Annotated in this window: 16 protein-coding genes; 6 read left to right on the plus strand and 10 right to left on the minus strand. The window is 45.2% G+C overall.

Features of this window, described 5'->3' with window-relative positions; all coding sequences use genetic code 11:
• The 3 genes from LYNGBM3L_RS42480 to LYNGBM3L_RS12205 form a co-directional block, all read left to right on the plus strand.
• Positions 1–328: bilin-binding protein (locus tag LYNGBM3L_RS42480; RefSeq protein ID WP_044492879.1), on the plus strand; the 328-nt coding region annotated here is incomplete at its 5' end.
• A gap of 74 nt (positions 329–402) precedes the next feature.
• On the plus strand, positions 403–891 hold the full coding sequence (gene cpeA, locus LYNGBM3L_RS12200; protein WP_008183162.1) for a C-phycoerythrin subunit alpha: 489 nt from the start codon (positions 403–405) through the stop codon (positions 889–891).
• A gap of 450 nt (positions 892–1,341) precedes the next feature.
• The gene (locus LYNGBM3L_RS12205; protein ID WP_044492899.1) at positions 1,342–1,962 is read left to right on the plus strand and encodes a HEAT repeat domain-containing protein; all 621 of its coding nucleotides are present in this window, start codon (positions 1,342–1,344) and stop codon (positions 1,960–1,962) included.
• Between the two features lie 114 nt (positions 1,963–2,076).
• Here the strand turns inward: LYNGBM3L_RS12205 and LYNGBM3L_RS12210 are convergent, their stop codons facing one another.
• From LYNGBM3L_RS12210 to LYNGBM3L_RS12250, 8 genes are all read right to left on the minus strand, one after another.
• Complete coding sequence (locus LYNGBM3L_RS12210) at positions 2,077–3,507, minus strand: coiled-coil domain-containing protein (RefSeq protein ID WP_008183168.1); 1,431 nt, start codon at positions 3,505–3,507, stop codon at positions 2,077–2,079.
• Between the two features lie 517 nt (positions 3,508–4,024).
• On the minus strand, positions 4,025–5,851 hold the full coding sequence (locus tag LYNGBM3L_RS50360) for a phycobilisome rod-core linker polypeptide (RefSeq protein WP_008183169.1): 1,827 nt from the start codon (positions 5,849–5,851) through the stop codon (positions 4,025–4,027).
• Between the two features lie 820 nt (positions 5,852–6,671).
• Complete coding sequence (locus tag LYNGBM3L_RS12225; RefSeq protein WP_008183171.1) at positions 6,672–7,433, minus strand: phycobilisome rod-core linker polypeptide; 762 nt, start codon at positions 7,431–7,433, stop codon at positions 6,672–6,674.
• Between the two features lie 330 nt (positions 7,434–7,763).
• Complete coding sequence (locus LYNGBM3L_RS12230) at positions 7,764–8,558, minus strand: phycobilisome rod-core linker polypeptide (protein ID WP_008183173.1); 795 nt, start codon at positions 8,556–8,558, stop codon at positions 7,764–7,766.
• 45 nt (positions 8,559–8,603) lie between these two features.
• On the minus strand, positions 8,604–9,395 hold the full coding sequence (locus LYNGBM3L_RS12235; RefSeq protein ID WP_008183175.1) for a phycobilisome rod-core linker polypeptide: 792 nt from the start codon (positions 9,393–9,395) through the stop codon (positions 8,604–8,606).
• 190 nt (positions 9,396–9,585) lie between these two features.
• Positions 9,586–10,455 carry a phycobilisome linker polypeptide gene (locus LYNGBM3L_RS12240; RefSeq protein ID WP_008183177.1) on the minus strand — a complete coding sequence of 290 codons (870 nt, stop codon included), beginning with the start codon at positions 10,453–10,455 and terminating at the stop codon, positions 9,586–9,588.
• A 484-nt stretch (positions 10,456–10,939) separates the two neighbouring features.
• Positions 10,940–11,809: a HEAT repeat domain-containing protein gene (locus tag LYNGBM3L_RS12245; protein WP_008183179.1), complete on the minus strand. Its 870-nt coding sequence runs from the start codon at positions 11,807–11,809 to the stop codon at positions 10,940–10,942.
• A gap of 30 nt (positions 11,810–11,839) precedes the next feature.
• On the minus strand, positions 11,840–12,070 hold the full coding sequence (locus LYNGBM3L_RS12250) for a DUF8630 family protein (RefSeq protein WP_008183181.1): 231 nt from the start codon (positions 12,068–12,070) through the stop codon (positions 11,840–11,842).
• Between the two features lie 216 nt (positions 12,071–12,286).
• Between LYNGBM3L_RS12250 and LYNGBM3L_RS47295 the strand changes: the two genes are divergently transcribed.
• Positions 12,287–12,508, plus strand: a complete 222-nt coding sequence (locus LYNGBM3L_RS47295) for a hypothetical protein (RefSeq protein ID WP_131827234.1) — start codon at positions 12,287–12,289, stop codon at positions 12,506–12,508.
• Here LYNGBM3L_RS47295 and LYNGBM3L_RS12255 read toward each other — a convergent pair.
• Entirely contained in the window at positions 12,496–13,353 is an 858-nt protein-coding gene (locus LYNGBM3L_RS12255) for a pentapeptide repeat-containing protein (RefSeq protein WP_008183183.1), read from the minus strand. The two genes, LYNGBM3L_RS47295 and LYNGBM3L_RS12255, sit on opposite strands and share 13 nt — an antisense overlap.
• A gap of 190 nt (positions 13,354–13,543) precedes the next feature.
• Here LYNGBM3L_RS12255 and LYNGBM3L_RS12260 point away from each other — a divergent pair, with 190 nt between their 5' ends.
• Positions 13,544–14,137: a phycobiliprotein lyase gene (locus LYNGBM3L_RS12260; RefSeq protein ID WP_008183185.1), complete on the plus strand. Its 594-nt coding sequence runs from the start codon at positions 13,544–13,546 to the stop codon at positions 14,135–14,137.
• A gap of 211 nt (positions 14,138–14,348) precedes the next feature.
• Positions 14,349–18,026, plus strand: coding sequence for a two-partner secretion domain-containing protein (locus LYNGBM3L_RS12265; protein ID WP_008183187.1), 3,678 nt, complete (start codon positions 14,349–14,351; stop codon positions 18,024–18,026).
• 669 nt (positions 18,027–18,695) lie between these two features.
• On the opposite strand, the gene LYNGBM3L_RS12270 is transcribed toward LYNGBM3L_RS12265, so the two are convergent.
• Positions 18,696–18,863, minus strand: a complete 168-nt coding sequence (locus LYNGBM3L_RS12270) for an NblA/ycf18 family protein (RefSeq protein WP_008183188.1) — start codon at positions 18,861–18,863, stop codon at positions 18,696–18,698.
• Positions 18,864–18,971: the final 108 nt, after the last annotated feature.

Below are 18,971 nucleotides of genomic sequence, written 5' to 3' on the forward strand. Positions count from 1 at the left end.
CGGTGGCGGTGTTTACACCAACCGCAAGATGGCTGCTTGTCTACGGGATGGCGAAATCGTTTTGCGTTATGTGTGCTACGCCGTTCTCAGCGGAGATAGTTCTGTACTGACTGACCGTTGCTTGAATGGTCTTAAGGAAACCTACGCTGCTTTGGGCGTCCCCACTGGTAATACAACCCGGGCTGTGGGCATCATGAAGGCTGCTGCTGTGGCTTTTGTTAACAACACTGCATCTCAACGCAAAGAGTCTGTTACTAGCGGTGATTGTGCTTCTTTGGCTGCAGAAGTTGGTAGCTACTTCGATGCAGTTGGCAGTGCTATTAGCTAGTCTCCCGGCTCAGGAGAATTTAAATTACACTGACCTTTTGCCGAAATCAATTTAAGACAGGAGATATCTTAATTATGAAATCAGTGTTAACCACTGTTGTTGCTTCCGCTGACCTAGCAGGTCGGTTTCCTAGCGCTTCTGACCTAGAATCAGTTCAAGGTAGCTTGCAACGTTCTGCGGCTCGTATGGAAGCTGCTGATAAGTTAGCAGGTAACTACGACAAAGTAGCTCAAGAAGCTGTTGATGCTATCTACAAAAAGTTCCCTAACGGTAGTGGTCGGGACATCGATGCAGGTACTCAGAAAGAAAAGTGCAAGCGTGACATCGTTCACTACCTGCGTTTGATCAACTATTGCCTAGTTGTTGGTGGTACTGGTCCTCTGGATGAGTGGGGTATTGCTGGCGCTCGTGAAGTGTACAAAGCCTTAGGTATCGATGCAGCTACCTATGTTACTGGTTTGACCTTCCTCCGGGATCGTGGTTGCGCTCCTCGTGATATGTCTGCCCAAGCCTTGGTTGAATACCGGGGTTATCTTGACTATGTAATCAACTCCATGTCATAGGATTATTGCTATCCACTGTTTGTAGTGATTAGCTGCCTCTAGTACTTTGGACTAAAGGGGGATCTTAGGAAAGTGCTGTGCCTGAATCAGGTTCAGCACTTTCCTAAGAACCCCTTAGTTGTTGTTATCGAAACTCCTGAATCAAGTTAGTTTTCTCTAACTCAGGTTATAGACTGATGACTACTCATATTTTTGTAAGCAGTCAGCAGTCAGCAGTCAGCAGTCAGCAGTCAGCAGTCAGCTTTATGAATCCCTGACAGCAGAGATAACAGAGATTAAACGAATGCTTACCTATTTTATTCAAAAGCACCTCAATTAGCGTGGGCTATGGGCATAAGCTGATAGCTGATAACTGATAGCTGATAACTGTTCGCGTAGCGTGTGCGTAGCACATAAGCTGATGGCTGAATGCTTACCTATTTGTATACTGATATTTACTACTATCTACTAATGTCTACAGAAGAGTTATATCAACAATTAAAACATAAAAATCCTAGACTCAGAGAAAGAGCCATGCGGCAGATTGCAGCAGAGCGCACCGAGAATACTATTCCTGAGTTGATGGCAATTTTGGGTGATGAGGATGTGGTTTATCGGCGAGCAGCAGTGCAAACTCTAGGTGTGATTGGTCTTGATGCTGTACCGGTATTGGCAGAAACTTTAACAACCAGTGAAAATAACACTGTACGAGCTAGCTGTGCTAAAGCGCTGGCTGCGATCGCTCTTAACTACTCAGAAGAAACCTTCCCAACTGTGGGGTTGCAGAGTCTACAAACCGCCCTTAAAGACCCAGATCCCGTTGTCAAAATATCGACAGTTGGCGCACTGGGAACCATTGGTCCACCAGCTTTTGAAGCCCTAGTGGCTGCTTTGGACATCGATGATATTGCCCTTCAAGTTGCTGTGCTACATGCCCTAGGTTCTTTGGGAGATGAGAGAGCTATGGAAGTGCTATCTGCTACCGCTGAAAATCAGGAAGCCGACCCCTATATCCGAGAATCAGCGGCTAGTTCGATATCACGCTTGGAACAGGTGATCAACTTTGGTTCAAGCAGAAAACGATCTCCATAATAAGACCAGAATAATCCAATTATTTGTTGTCCTTGAATGCCAAAACTATCCCCAAAACTATCAACTAAGAAAGCCAGGGGACTTGACATTATTATTGATGCTTTCGGGCACTAACTAAAACAATCTCCGGCTACGCCTCTTATTCAACTCTGCTTTGCCAAGGGTTGCCCAACGCTTTAACTCAACAATTTGTTTTTGTAAAGTGGCGATACGATCCTCTTGCTCTTGATTATGCTGTGTCAAAGACTCATAACTCTCGGTAGGTTGATTAGCGGGAGATTGTTGCTCAGACAACTGATGCTCTAACTCAGCAATACGCTTCTCTTGGTCTTGAGTTTGCTGCTGTAGAAACTGATTACTTTTACTTTCTACTTGTTGGGCCGCCTGAGATTCTTGCTCAGCTAGCTGCTTCTGTAACTTGTTAACCAGATTAGCTTGCTGTTGAGCCTGCTGTTGCAGAGCCTGGTTACTCTCTACCTGTTGTGTTGCTAGAGATTTTTGTTCAGACAGCTGTTGCTGTAAGTCTTCAATCAAATTAGCTTGCTCTTTAGCCTGCTGTTGTAAAGACTGATAGCTTTCGGTTTGTTCAGCAGTTTCAGATTCTTGCTCTGCGAGCTGCTTCTGTAACTTGTTAACCAGATTAGCTTGCTCTTTAGCCTGCTGTTGTAAAGACTGATAGCTTTCGGTCTGTTCAGCAGTTTCAGATTTTTGGTCTGCGAGCTGCTTCTGTAATTTCTTAACCAGATTAGATTGCTCTTTAGCCTGCTGTTGTAAAGACTGATAACTTTCTGTCTGTTCAGCAGTTTCGGATTTTTGCTCGGCTAGCTGCTTCTGTAATTTCTTAACCAGATTAGATTGCTCTTTAGCCTGCTTTTGTAAAGACTGATAGCTTTCGGTTTGTTCAGCAGTTTCAGATTTTTGCTCGGCTAACTCCTTCTGTAATTTCTTAACCAGATTAGATTGCTCTTTAGCCTGCTTTTGCAAAGACTGATAACTTTCGGTCTGTTCAGCAGTTTCAGATTTTTGGTCAGCTAGCTGCTTCTGTAATTTCTTAACCAGATTAGCTTGCTCTTTAGCCTGCTGTTGCAGAGACTGATAACTTTCGGTCTGTTCAGCAGTTTCAGATTTTTGGTCAGCTAGCTGCTTCTGTAAGTCTTCAATCACATTAGCTTGCTCTTGAGCCTGCTGTTGTAAAGACTGGTAATCTTCTTGGGATACACCAGAAGTACCAGACTCAGACACATCAGGTTGTAGCGGTTGTTGACCCTCTATTACTTGAATCTTGGTTGGAGATTTTGTGGCTCCATTGTTGGGGGATGTTTCCTTTGCCTCCGGTGGATTTTCAACGGTGATGGTCATCCTTGCCTGCTGGCATGCGATCGCAATATTACCTCTGGCGATACGCTCAATTAGTTCCGAGCGGGACAATCCAGTATTCTGAGCCATCTGAGTTAACAAGCCAATGCCTGTAGGGGTCAGGGATATTCCCACCTTGGACTTACCTTCTGAATACTGGCTAGCAGTTTTACGGCTTTTCTTGGCCATTGGCTTTTCCTCCGGATCGGCTATTTAAAGTCTATATATTTTACTGTTAAAAGTACCTCGTTAAAAGCTTTAGTTGAAAGGTAAGCATATGCGCTACGCGCACGCTACTTGAGGTGCGGTCAGCGGTCAGCGGTCAGCTTAGAATAAAATTGAAAGTCTGGGGAAAAGCCTATCAGCTTTGTGGCACAGGCTTTGGCCTTGGCCGTTGGCCACGCTACGCGAATGGCCACGCTGTGCGAACGACGCTGGGACTTCACTCAGCATTATTCGAATGCTGACCTCTTTTATGCAAAAGCTCTTCGCAAAGCGTGCGCGTAGCGCATAGGCTGATAGCTGAATGCTGATAGCTGAATGCTGACGTTGAAAGCTTTAGTTAAAAGCTTATATTTTCCAGGTAGTTGTTGAAGGTTGACCGCTGTCAGTAAACTCTCAACAGTCAACCTTCAACAACCTACACATTTCTATGGCAACTGGCCATAGAGCTAATAGCAGCTCTAATAAGTACTAAGTTTTTCCTCTAATAACTACGAGGACGCCATTTATTCAACTGGGTTTCTGCAATCATAGCTAAACGGCGCTGATCAGCAATCTTTTCTTGTAAGGTGGCAATTTCGTTCGTTTGTTTTTCAGACTTTTGTTGCAGAGCTTCATAACTGTCTGGCTCTACAGTTGCTGCTGCCATGGGGATTTGGTCCGCAATGCTGGTGAAACCACTACCACCATTGGTCGAAGAACTGTAAGACTGCCATTTGCTATACTGTGATTCTCCAAAGCTAGCCAATGGTCGTAACTCTGCCAGCTGTTGCTGCAAGGTTTCCAGCAGTTCTTCTTGCTCTTGGCATTTCCGTTCGATGGCTTGATACGCTTCTGAGCGTTGTTTCTCAGCTTCTGTGGGAGCTTCCTGCGGTTGGATTTTGGGCTTGAGTACTTCATCCAATAAAGCTTGGATATCAGTAACTGGGGCTTGTCCAAGGGGATTATTGTAAATAATTGATTTATTCAGCCTTGGTGGATTCCCTGACACATTGTCTTTATCAGAGCTAGAAACGCTCGGCATCAGCACCAACATGTTAGTAAACCCAAGGAGCTTTTTGCCTGTTTGGGTTTTATAGCCCCGGTAAAAGGGTACAACATTCTCCCCAAAGACCTCTTGGTACTCGTCACTATCGATATAGGAATCAATATCCGCCTCGAAACCTTCTTGATCAAGTACTTGGCTGTGATAGAAAGTCTCAGAGTAGTCATCAGGAGCACGACCGAGCAAATGCTTAAAATTCAGCTCAATTGACCGGTAGCGGGGACAGATATCGAAAAACCTTGACCGATACAACTCGGACTTGGCAACCTGACGCACAAACTCACGGACAGTGATTTCCCCCCGCTTGATCTGGGATTCCGGGACAGTCAGCCGTTCACTTTCCATAACATGGGCATTTCCCAAAACCTGACGATAAACTGCTCGAATCACCGTCTCGATTTCTGCTTCCGAACGACCTGGCCACAGCTCAATCGGATCAACTTCTTCCCAGGCTTGATACTGGCGTTGCCAGGTTTGAGTCGTGTTTTGCAGCAGTTTTTCAGCTTCTGTGAGAATCTTAGGTGCTGTTTGAGTTTCTACCGGACCTGCTGGTTGGCCTTTATTGAGACCTAGAACATTAGCCAGGAGTTTATTGACATCTGTGGGTTTTACTACATCACCAGCTCCAGAAAGCGCCTCCATCTTACTGGGGCTATTGGTCATCAGGAACTGATTCAACCGAGACCAATTCCCCCGCCAAACAGTTGCTTGATCGCTACCAGCTGCACCACGCAACAGTTTTAAGAGATGGGTAAATCCTACTGTACTCTTGCCTATTTGGGTTTTGTAACCCCGATAATAGGGAACCTGGTTTTCCCCAAAAGCCAGCTGGTATTCTTCGCTATCGATATAAGAATCGATTTCAGTCTCATAACCCCCTTGATCAAGCACCCTTGTATGCTCAATAATTTCCTCATAACTTTCGGGAGCTCGACCAAGGAGATGCTTGAAATTCAACTCAATGGCTCGGTTACGAGAGCAAGTCTCGAAAAATCGGGAGTAGTAAAGCTCAGATTTAGCAACTTGCCGCACAAATTCCCGGACAGAAATTTCTCCCTTTCTGAGTTGGGATTCGGGCACAGTGAGCCGCTCACTCTCCATGACATAGGTATTCCCCAAGACTTGCCGATAGACAGCCCGAATCACAATTTCTATTTCTTGTTGAGAATGACTAGGCCACAGTTCAACTGGGTCTGTGTCTTGAAATGATGCCACCCCTAATTGCGGGGCTCGTGTCAGTACAGGGTTTATAAAACCAATTACCATCTAAAAGACCTCCCAATCCATCGTTGTTAAATGTTGTTAATTAAAGTTAATAAACAACTAATTTAAAAAAAAATGACAAAAACTACTTTCTTAACTTTCTATTGAATTCACTTTAATTAAAGAGTCTTTATCAGTGAATATAAAAAAAAATAATTGAACAATATAAGTATTAAATTATTTTTGGTTAACGTTAACCTTGTTATATGGTCTTGGCTAATTGACCCTAGGCTGATTGACTGAAAAAAATCCTAAAATCCTTAATTTTTCTAGGAAGCTTAACCGTATAGTCATTTGTGCTTATTATATCTTGGTGACAGAGATTTTTCCCTCTAGTTTTTCCCTCTAGTACAACTGTGCGATCGCTCTAATCCCTCAGAGTGCTAGTGCCATCTGCAATTATTCCTAACATCGGGAAAGTACTTTGAATTTACTAAGTTATGAATTCATAAAATTCAATACCGCTGCCATTAATTAATGAACAATTATCTAATCAATAGTGTTAGTTTTTGGAAAATAGCTGTTGATTGTTCACAACCTATTTCCAAAAACTAACATCTAGATACTTAGCTCAGATCAACTACTGAATCCGTAAGCATTCAGCCGTCAGCATTCAGCCGTCAGCCGTCAGTCTTCCGCTTATGCCCATAGCGCACGCTACTTGAGGTGATGCGCGAATAAGCGATGCAGTGGCCTCACGGGGTTTTCCCCCACTCGCGCTTTGCATCAAGAAAAGAGCTAAGCATTCGAATAATGCTGAGTTACGTAAAGCTGATAGCTGATAGCTGATAGCTGATAGCTTACCTGAATCCTGACAGTCAACCTAACCGATTTCAGTAATACTGACAATTTTGCTGCCCATTTTGTGGATATTTTGAATCCTCGCCGACAGCTGGTCGTAACCCACTTCATAGGTAGCATTACTCCGCTTAAAGCGAGAACCAACACCAGCTTTAGCTACAGTAACCTTAAAGCGTTTGCCTGTATTGGCGTAATTACCTGAACCCCCAGCAGGAGCAGTAATCTTGGTAGACAGATTAGCCGCTAAATCACTAATCAGGGTAGCTTGGTTACTGCTATCACTGGTAGCATATCCCCGCATCAAACAAAACGTCCGATTAAAGGCTACGTTCTTAATCCCAACTTCGGTAGTATTACTACGAGGATAGGGGACAATAAACTCGCCAAAACTCGACTGATACTCTGCGCTATCGATATAAGAATCGATTTCAGCGTTGTAGCCAGCAGTGTTATAAATTTGAACGTGTTCGGCAATTTCTGTTTGATCCTGGGGAGCACGACCTAGAAAATGCTTGTAGTTCAGCTCAATGAAACGATACTGGGAAGCAGAATCAAAAAACAGGGACTTATACAAGTCTGATTTAGCGACCATGCGCACAAAGCCCCGTACACTGATGTCTCCATTGCGCAGCATCGCTTCAGCAGTAGTTAAGCGATCGCATTCCAGCAAGTGCGGGTTACCTAGAACCTGTTTGTAAACTGCCCGAATCACTGTCTGCACATCATCTTCTGTTGCACCAGGACGCAACTCTACCGGGTCAGCATCGATTACCCAAAGTGACATTTAAATTCCTCCTAGATTCTTTGCTCAGATTTAGCTGAATTACACAGCTATTCACTTACCAGTTATCAGTTATCAGTTAACAGTTAACAGTTTTTCTTGATTACCATTAACTGTTGACTTGTAAGCATTCAGCTATCAGCTATCAGCTATCAGCTATCAGCTAGCAGGCGCTTTAACTGAACGGGGTGGGATGAGTAAAACGAGCAGGGATTTTCAACTAGCTGTACCAGCCCGTAAGGTTGTTTACTAATTCCCGTTGATTAGCTGACGGCTGACAGCTGACGGCTGAATACTTACGTTGACTTAGTAACTGATAACCGGGCTACTCGATCAATTTAACTCAGTAATACTGAGAATCTTGCCACCGCTTTTATGAATACTCTGCACTTGTTCAGAGAGTTGCTCGTAGCTAACCTGATAGTTCAGCTTGCTATACTTATTCAACCGGGCTGCAGCAGCGCATGTGGAAACAGCAATCTGGTAACGCTTGCCAGTGTTGCCATAACCTGCCCCATTTCCAACCGCTGGAGCCTTAACTTTTGGAGATATATTACCAGCTACAGCAGTAATTAGCTGGGCTGGTTTTCCACTATCACTGGTAGCAGAGCCTCGCAGTAACGAGAACATCCGATTAAAGCCCACATTCTTAATTCCCAATTGGCTACGGATGCTGCGGGGGTAGGGAACGACGTTCTCCCCAAAATTCTGGAGATATTCGTCACTATCGATATAGGAATCGATTTCAGCCTCATAACCCTGTTGATTGTAAAGGCTGACGTGCTCAGAGATTTCAGCTTGATCTAGCGGAGCACGACCTAGCAAATGTTTGCAATTAAGTTCAATGAACCGATAGGGAGAAGACCCCTGGAAAAATCGGGATTGATACAGGGATGATTGAGCGACCATGCGCACAAAGCCACGGACAGTAATATCCCCATTGCGCAACATTGATTCCCCATTAGCGAGTCGCTCGCTATCCATCAGATGGGCATTGCCCAAAACCTGCTTGTAAACAGCTCGAATTACCGTTTGTAAATCATCTTCAGTGGCAAAAGGCCGTAATTCTAATGGATCACCTTCAAAGGCATCCAAGCCTAGAACAGCTGACCGAGTTAAATTTCCCATTTCTATCTCTCCTTTAAAACTTCCGAAAAGACCAAACCCCAGACATTAGGAGATTTCTGTAATGCTGACGATTGTCCCACTAGTGCGATTAATCCGCTGAATTTGGGGTGTCATCTTGCTGCCAGGAACAATGTACTCAGTGGTACTACGACGGCGACGACCGCTGTACATGGCACCCCGCACTACAATTTTGAACGTCTTTTCGGTAGCATCAGCATAAGCGGCAGCACGACCACCTGCCAATGGCACAATTTTGCTGGTGCTATTGGTGGCAACTGCTTCTACCAAGCAAGAGCTTTTGATGGAGCTATCAACTTCTGAATTACCCCTTAACAAGGAGAGGGTACGGTTATAACCCACCTGCTTTTGGCCGATTTGGCTACTAGAACCACAATAGTAGGGTACGGTATCATCCCCAAAATTATTTTGGTATTCGTCACTATTGATGTAAGAATCAATCTCAGCATCGTAGCCCTGCTCAATACAGATGCGGATGTGTTCCGCAATTTCTGTTTGATCCAGGGGAGCACGACCCAATAAATGCTTAAAGTTCAGCTCAATAAATCGGTAGGGCGCACAGGATTCAAAATAACGAGCGCGATAGAAATCTGATTTGGCCACAGCCCGGACAAATTCCCTGACACTGATGCTGCCATCGCATAATTGCGATTCAGCATTCACCAGCCGCTCGCTCTCCATAATGTGGGGGTTGCCCAAAACTTGACGATAAACTGCCCGAATTACAGCTTGTACTTCATCAATGCCACTAGTGGGCCATAGTTCAAAGATCAAATCTGAATCTAGACCAAACTTGGCAGTAGGCGCTGTACTGACCATTTAAATTTCTCCTTGCAAAAAACTTATTCAAACTAAAGGGGATTTTCCTTGCCAAAACAAAGCAACCAACCCTTAATTTCACTGCACCTCTACCTTCTTTGGCAGCAAACTAGTTGGCTTGCTGCCAAAGCACGCAGACATACACGAACTTTTCCAGATTAGAAACGTTTGAATCCCGATTGAATCCTAATTACACAACGGTGATGCTGGCAATCACGCCACCTTGCTTATGAATCCGCTGGTACTCTTTGGAGAGCTGATCAAACGGAACCAGGTAGACCTGGTTACTGCGCCGGAATTTGGATACCCGATTCACTGCACCAGGGGACTTATAGCCAGTGACCTCAATCCGGTAAACCTTACCTTCAGCACTAGCTCCAGCACCATGGCGAGTTCTGGCACCAAATGGTGTGTCTTGGAAAGACCAGCCAGATACACCACCAGACGGGGGAATCACTGCTGTAGGAATTTCTTGAATTACATTCTTATTTAGACAGGGAGTCTTGCCAGCCAAGCTTCCTTTGAAGTCGCTACTAGACGCTCCTCGCAACAGTTGGAACATGTGGGTAAACCCAACCATCTTCTTGCCTGTTTGGGTTTTGTAGCCCCGGTAGAAGGGAACAGTGTCTTCCCCATAGACTTCCTGGTACTCGTCACTGTCGAGGTAGGAATCAATCTCTGCCTCGAAGCCCCCTTCATCCCAGATAATACTGTGAGCTTTCATCTCCTCGAAGCCATCGGGAGCCCGACCAAGTAAATGTTTGAAATTCAGCTCAATTACCCGGTAACGGGGAGATTTGTCGAAAAACCGGGAGCTGTAAGCATCGGATTTAGCGACTGCCCGCACAAATTCCCGAACGCTGAGTTCACCTAGTTTAAACTGAGACTCTGGGACAGCGAGTCGCTCACTTTCCATGACATAAGCATTGCCCAAGACTTGCCTATAGACCGCCCGAATCACGGCCTCAGCGTCTTCGCTTGAGATACCTGGCCATACTTCAATTGGATCTGTGTCTTCAAATAGGCCGACACCTAGCTGTGATGCTGGTCCGAATGCCATTAACAGATTCTCCTAGATAGCAACAAATTTTTTAATCAGAGTTTTCTCAGGGTGTTTAAAAAACTTTACAAGCTTTTAAACAACAACATAACCTCTCTCGCGACTCCTGATGGAGGAATCTTGGGAGCTCATAGCTCCTGTGAGCGAGATTGTGTCAGTGTTTTACACCTTCACACATTTATTTATACAATGCCCTGATCACCCTAAATTATCAAGATTTGTAAACTTCTGGGATTCTCTGTGATTGAAACTGACGACTATCTTAGAAATTCTGAATTATAAAGTATGAATTATGAAATATGACTTATGAAGTATCGAATGATTATTTTATTTTTCACTAATGCTTTTTAAGCTACCCTAAACCTAACCCCAAGGTCCAACAACCTCTAAGCTTTAACCTTTAACCTCTAACCTTCAACCTTGGCCAAAAGGCCACCGGTGCGCGTTCAACCTTCAACCCTTCAACCCTTCAAGCTTGAACCCTTCAACCCTTCTGAATTTGTGCGATCGCTACCTTGACCAGTTGGCGAATTTCCTCTCGCTCATCGCATAACTTGGCTGTTAAGGCAGGTAAAGCCGCTTCATCCTTCAGCTTCCCTAAGGATAAGATTGCCCTCCGCCTTACCTCTTGGCTAGGGTCTTCCAGTAACGGGATTAAATGGGGAACCCCTACCTGGGGGTTAAGTTGGCTCACCGATGTCGCTGCTTCTGCACGAACATTGACAGATTCATCTTTCAGTGCTACCAGGAGAATTTCTGTAGCCTGGTCATTACCCGGTTCATCCACCAAATTAGCGATCGCACCGACTACTGCCATCCGCACATCTTCTGATTCCGAGTGGATTGCCTGATACAGGTGCTCAGCTGCGTCTGACCCAATAAAAGCTAGTGCCCAAGAGGCATGACCTTTTGCCGTTTGGGGATAATCCGCTGATTCCAACACCTCAATCAACTTTGGCACAGCCGCTTCTCCCATTCTGGCTAAGGCTCCAGCCGCTGAACTCTTGACCACTGTATCCTCATCATTTAACAAAGCATTGATCAGGGTAGGAACCCCCTGGGGATCCCTGATTTTTGCTAAAGCCTTGCCACAAGACCTGCGCACCACCGGGTTTGGGTGATTAGCTAGTGCTTCGAGCAAAAACGGAGAAGCTGGCTTACCAATTTTGCCGAAGGCTTCCACGAATCCAAGTCTGACCATGCCCCGGCTATCAGCCAGGGATTCAACCATCTGTTTTAACTGTTGCGCATTATTATTAATGTCAACGTTTCCCTCAGCAAGTTGGCTATTAACATCAGCCAGCAAGCGGTCAGTTTCAGAAGGAGCTGGTGGTTCAGTTTGCGATGTAACCATGGGTAATTCCAGTTGCTTCAGTCAGTTGCTTTAGGATGATGGCAAAGAGGATTCCTGGGGGCGGAGATTTTCCAGAGCAGTGTCAATCTTTACAATTTCCGGGTGTTTTTTGATATGCTCCATGACCGCTTTTTTAGGCAATTTCACCTTCTCGGCCATTTTCATCACATCATTAACGAGTCTTTCGCGATATTTCTCTAGTTCAGTAATAACTTCCTCAATTTCTGCCGCTGATGGCTTTGCTTCTTGACTCTCAGACATTTTGGTGACGTTCTTAAATGGTGATTATTGTATAATAAGGTTACAGCTTTCAAGTTACAAGTTACAAGTTACAGGTTACAGGTTACAAGTTACAGGTTACAGGTTACAGGTTACAAGTTACAGGTTACAGGTTACAGGTTACAGGTTACAGGTTACAAGTTACAGGTTACAGGTTACAGGTTACAGGTTACAGGTTACAGGTTTCAACCTTCAACCTTGGCCAAAAGGCCACGCGTGCGCGTTCAACCTTCAACGCTTCAACCTTGGCCAAAAGGCCACGCGTGCGCGTTCAACCTTCAACCTTGGCCAAAAGGCCACGCGTGCGCGTTCAACCTTCAACGCTTCAACCTTCAATCTTCAACCTTGGCCAAAAGGCCACGCGTGCGCGTTCAACCTTCAACCTTCAACCTTCAACCCCTTAACCTTCAACTACGATGACTGGCCCCTAAGCTTTCCCGAGTATTGCTGCGAGTATAGGGATTCCAGGTGTCTAGATCTTTATATGGTTGATTCAAGAGCATGGAACGGGTAGAATCACTGATGCCTTGAGCCATGGTAAAGTCAGCGCCAGCAATATTTTGTACATGGTTTAAATCTGCTCCAGTCAGGTCGGCCCCTCGCAAATCGGCTCCCTCCAGCTCCACGCCACTCATACGGGCATTGCGCAAGCAAGCCCCGGTCAGCAAAGCCTTCCGTAAGTTGGATCCACTCAAAGCAGCATCCTGCAAATTAGCACCAGTTAAATCCGCTCCGCTGAGATAACCTCCTATTACTCTAATCCCTTGCAAGTCAACTCCCCTGAGATTAGCGGTATTGAGAAAAGCACCATTGAGATTAGCACCAGGACCAACAGCACCAGAACTTTTGTAGCGAAATCCTTCTGGCCAAGTAGTTTCCCGGTCATACAGGGCTACTTGTAGGTTGGTTTCATTTAAGTTAGCCATCGTCAAATTAGCCTTCCTTAAATCCGCCCGGTTTACATAAGCCCCTTCCAAATCAGCGCCAGTAAGGTCAGCGCCAGTCAGATCAGCTCCCCTGAGATCAGCTCCCCTCAGATTCGCTTCGCGCAAAATTGCCTGACTAAGATTAGCCCCAGTCAGAGTAGCTTGGCTCAAATTAGCTTTATGTAGGTTAGCACCACGGAGGTTAACCTGGTACAAGTCTCTCTGACTCCAATCGATGCCCTCAAGATTAGCATCAGAGATATAGTCTCCGGCTTGGAACCGTTTTAAGATATCCATAGCTTGGTTGTTAGTGCGATCGCTTAACCGAGTTTGACTCATGGTAATTACTGAACTCTACCTGGAACTGCCAAGGTTAGTCTACCGTTGTGCTGGGAACACAGGATATTACAAATAATTACCATTTCCTGGGTAGGGACTAGGCTAGGGACACCAAATGATCGTACCCTAACCTAGACATAGAGATTAATCATCTCTAGCCATATACCACTATCCGGAGGTTTAAGCAAAAATGCGACTCAAGCCACCCATGACCATGATGGACTTCTTTCGTAAAAGCGAGGGCAAGTGGTTTACTCAACGGACAGTTCATCACTTTGATAACGCTGCCGATGAATCCGGAGAATCCAATCTGATTGTTCAAGTCATCGAAAAAGATAACCCTAAAGTCCAAACCGTGTGTGACCTCCAAAAGATTGACCCAAGCCAGGCGATGGGGGGAGCGAGCTTTATGTGGCAAATCAATTTAGATGACCGGGAACCAAGTTCAAAATATGCGGCAATTCTGATTGATGTTCCAGACGATGAAACTAAGCTTAGTGGTAAATTGATTCGAGACCAGGGCTATGTGGAAAGTATTCCGGTAGTTAGTCGGTATTGGTTTGGCAAAGACGGCATCCTCACCATTGATACCAATTATCAGAATAATCAGGGTCAAGAACGTTGTTGGTTTATAACCGATGATTTTCGTGTCCGAGTCAGCACTGTGCGCATGATGAATGGCGTCAATCTCATGACCTATTGCTCTGAACGCCGTTGTGTTTCTAGGGAAATGCTAGAGCAAATGATTGAAACTAATCGCGCTAGAGCTATGGCGGTGCAATAGTAATTAAAGCATCGAAATAATAATTCATACTAATAATTCAGAAATGATTAGTATGATTATAAATAACCATTAGTTGATTCTTTCGAGAATTGATCTTAAAAGTTACTAGACAAGCAATAATTTTGACTCCTAAGTTGTGACTACTTACTCCTAAATCGGAGCATATTTGCTTAGATCACTCCCAAGGTTAAATATAGGAGGCTAAGTAAACATGAAAATATTGCAATCGCTAGTAATTTTTGGTGGCATAGGTCTGAGTGGATACTATGGGATTACCTATTCAGCCCATCCCGTTCTAGCTCAGATTGTTCCGGATCATACCTTGGGGGATAATCCAAGTGTTGTTAAACCCAATGTAGAGGTTAAAGGACTTCCTGCTGACTTGATTGAAGGTGGAGCAACCAGAGGGGATAACCTATTCCATAGCTTTTCTGATTTTAATGTTGGGGACTTGCAGCGGGTTTACTTTGCCAATCCCGCTGGCATTAACAACATTCTCAGCCGAGTAACTGGTAGTAACATCTCCAAGATCTTCGGAACCCTGGGAGTAGATGGTGCCGCCAATTTGTTTTTGCTCAATCCTAATGGTATTGTTTTCGGAGCCAATTCCCAATTAGATGTAGCCGGTTCCTTTGTCGGAAGTACCGCTAATAGTGTAGTGTTTGGCAATGGCACCGAGTTTAGTGCTACCAATCCCGAAGAACCACCCCTGTTAACCATTAACATTACTCCGGGATTGCAGTATGGCCAGAATCATCCTCAGCCGATCGTAAATGCTGGCAATTTAGCTGTGGGACAGGGACAGAATGTCACCTTAGTTGGTGGGAGTGTGATTAGCACTGGGGATATCCTAGCATCAGGGGGTGAGATTAATATATTAGCGGTCCCTGCTGAAACCTTAGTGCAATTGGGGCAAGCTGGACAGATTTTGACACTATCCACCCCAAAGGTGCCATTAACACCATCCGCTCCGGCCTCTGTCACTGAATTTTTGAGTAGTTTGGACCATGACACTGGCGTAACAGTTTCCAGTGACGGTCAGGTAACACTTACCGATTCCGGTACTGTAGTGCCACTTGAGCCAGGAACGGTGATGATCTCTGGTACCCTAAGCGCTGCCAACCTCTCCCCAGGACAAACCGGCGGCAAAGTAACGGTATTAGGAGATAACGTTGGCTTGTTTGACAGTGCATCAATTGACGTTTCTGGAGACAGTAGTGGTGGAAATGCACTAATTGGTGGGGATTTCCAAGGTCAAGGACAGCTGCCATTGGCCACAGCTACCTATATCGCTCCTGAAACCACCATCAAGGCTGATGCGGTTAGCACTGGTAATGGTGGTCTGATTCTGATTTGGTCCAATCAATCGACTCGCGCCTATGGCACCTTAACGGCACTGGGGGGATCCCAATCAGGCAATGGCGGTTTAATCGAGACATCCAGTGCAAATTTTCTCGATGTTACGGGAGTTAGAGTCGATGCTAGCGCCCCAAATGGTTTAGCAGGAACATGGTTACTTGACCCGAGGAATGTTACTCTTGGCTTTGCCGATACATCCAATGGCACCTTTGATAGTAATTCCAATATCTTCACTCCCACTGGAGATGATGCCGTGGTGAATATCCCAGATATTGAAGCTCAACTCAATGCTGGCACTAATGTCACTATCACTACTGGAACCACAGGCGCTCAGGAAGGAAATATCACCGCAGATGGCTTTGGCATTACCAAAACTACACCAGGGGAAGTCACTCTAAGTTTGCAAGCGGCCAATGATATTAGTCTCAAAAACTTTGGCATCAATGCCAACAGTGGTTTCCTGAATCTAGTCCTGGAAGCGGATAGTGACAATTCCGGTAGTGGTGATGTGGAATTGATGAATGCGGGAATTGATACTGGCGGAGGAGCAGTCACCATTACTGCGGCTGGTGCGATCGCATTGGAAAGTATCGGAATTAATAGAAATAACAACCGTACCGATCAGGCACCACCAATCACCGTGATCAGTGATGAATCCATATCCCTCAAAAGTGCTGGAATCAATAGCCTCACCTCTGGGAATAATGGAAATGCTGGAGACGTTATCGTTCAAACCGGTACCCTTACCCTAGAAGAGGCGGGGATTGGTAGTACGACAGAGGGTAAGGGGGATGCTGGCAATATCACTGTTACTGCTGCTGACTCAGTTGTGGTCACAAACAACAGTGGTATTAGTACCAACACTCAAGATAACAGTAGTGGCAATGCTGGAGAGATCACCATCACCGCCGGTTCTTTATTGTTTGAAAATCAAAGTGGTCTTGGCAGCGATACTCGAAACAATAGCAGTGGGGATGCTGGAAAAATAACCATTACTGCTGACTCACTTGTGTTCAGAGAACAAAGTGGTATTGGTACCAACACAAGAAATAACAGTAGTGGCAATGCTGGAGAGATCACCATCACCGCCGGTTCTTTATTGTTTGAAGGCGAGGATAGTGGTATTGGCAGCGATACTCAAGACAATAGCAGTGGGGATGCTGGAAAAATAACCATTACTGCTGACTCACTTGTGTTCAGAGAACAAAGTGGTATTGGTACCAACACAAGAAATAACAGTAGTGGCAATGCTGGAGAGATCACCATCACCGCCGGTTCTTTATTGTTGGAAGGTCAGGAAAATGGTATTGGCAGCGAGACTCAAAACAATAGCAGTGGGGATGCTGGCATAATAACCATTACTGCTGACTCACTTGTGCTCAGAGAAGGCAGTACTATTGGTACCAGAACGATTAATGACAGTACTGGGGATGCTGGCATAATAATAATTAATGTTGACTCCATCTCCCTAGAAAACAATAGTGCTATTCTAAGTACTACCGAAACTACTGGCGAAATAGGAACAATCACACTCAATGCCAACTCCATTTCCCTCTCAGACAGCAGAATTACTACAGCTGTAGAGGAAACAGCAGTTGTTAACTCTCAACCAGACCCAGAGCCTAACATCATCATTCGGGGAAGCTCGCTCTCCTTAACTAATAACGCTCAAGTGACTGCTAGTAGTTCTGGCCAAGGAAATGCTAGTGACATCTTGGTAGAGGCTGACTCTATCTTCCTTGAAGAAAGTAATATCTCTACTGAAACCGTTAGCGGAGACGGTGGCAATATTACTCTGACCCTACAGGATTTATTACTATTGCGCAACGGTAGTCAAATCACCACTAGCGCCGGTACCGAAGACCAACCAGGAGATGGTGGCGATATCACCATTAATGCTGATTTAATTGTGGCCTTCCTGGAAGAAAATAGCGACATCACCGCTAATGCCTTTGAGGGCATGGGGGGTAATATTACACTTACCGCTGAAGGGATCTTTGGGTTCAACTTTCCGGATCAACTAACCAACTTGAGTGATATCATCGCCAGTTCTGAGCGTGGTGTAGACGGTGACATACAAATCAACATCCTTGGGGTTAATCCCTCTCATGGTTTAGTAGAACTCCCCACTACTGTAGTTGATCCATCTACACTGATTGCCGCTAGCTGCACCGACAATGTCAAAGTAGGATCAAACAGTTCCAAAGGGGATGAATTCATTATTACTGGACGGGGTGGCTTACCTCCGAGTCCCCTTGACCCAATCATCAGCCAGACGGTGATAGCAGATTGGGTGACCATAGATAACTCGGCAACAGAAAATGATCAGAGTCAGATCACTCCTGCTGCTAGGGAGGAGTCGGCTCGAAAGCTTCCAAGGCGGCGAATTGTAGAAGCTCAGGGTTGGCTGATTGGCCCTGATGGTACCGTTATTCTCACTGCTTTCCCTACCACCCCCGATACCTGGGCTAACTCTTCATTGAAATCCCCCTCTTGCCAGGATCTCAGGAGAATTAGTAATCGCTCCTAGGGATTAATCCTTTGGTGGGCAGTGCTTAGCTTGGCTATCACCAGGTTGATGAATCGGTCTGATGCACTGCCCACCCTACATCTCTGCCCACCCTAGATCTAGCTAGGGATTAATCCTGTGGTCGCTAGTGCTTAGCAACGCCCTTGGCCAGCTTGATCAATCTCTGTGTGGCCGATAAGCTCGACTAGCTCAGTGGGTTGGTTGCCCAATTTTGCCTAAGTGCTGATTGACCTGAAACGGAAGATAATCGCAAGTAACGCAAAAATCGAGCACCCCTAATCTTATCATGTGTGCTAGAATTCGGAGGAAGCTTAAAGTCAGCACTATGCAAGCTAGTTCCTAGTCTAAATTCAAGATTGTAAATTTAAACCATTAACAGCCAAGGGGTCTTGGTAAGAATTCCTTGACTATCTAATTACCTAAGTATCTAATTCCCTGAGTATCTCGATGTTCTTACGTAAGTCGAAATTGCTAAAATACACTATTATTATCTAGTAGTAGCCCAGCAAGGGCTAAAGCGCTAGGATGGCTATTAGCAGGTTCAGATCAGCAGCGAAGGTTTAGATTATAGGCGTTCCCATGCTGGTGTAGATTATTCCACTTTAGGTACGACTGAGGCACCCCTTAAAACAAGTCAAGCAAAGTGAAACCTTCGCAGCTAATTAAGAGTTAAGCGTTTTTGAGTAGATGGCGGAATAGATTCTCCTTAACCATCATTTGACGCAAAACTTCCAAGAGATAGGACTGAGCCTCCTCCTGGCTCAAGAGCTTGACTTGGTCTTGGTAGATTTTCATCTGGAACTGTTGCTCCAAACTTAGCTTTCCAGGCGTTTCCATAGGTTTACTCCTAAGCTTACATACGTTGATTAGGGCAGGCGGACGAATGTTCCGACTGCTCTTTTTTTTGGCCGTTGTTAATCAATCTAACACACTTATAGAATACTG

It is taken from the genome of Moorena producens 3L (assembly GCF_000211815.1).
Lineage (GTDB): Bacteria > Cyanobacteriota > Cyanobacteriia > Cyanobacteriales > Coleofasciculaceae > Moorena > Moorena producens.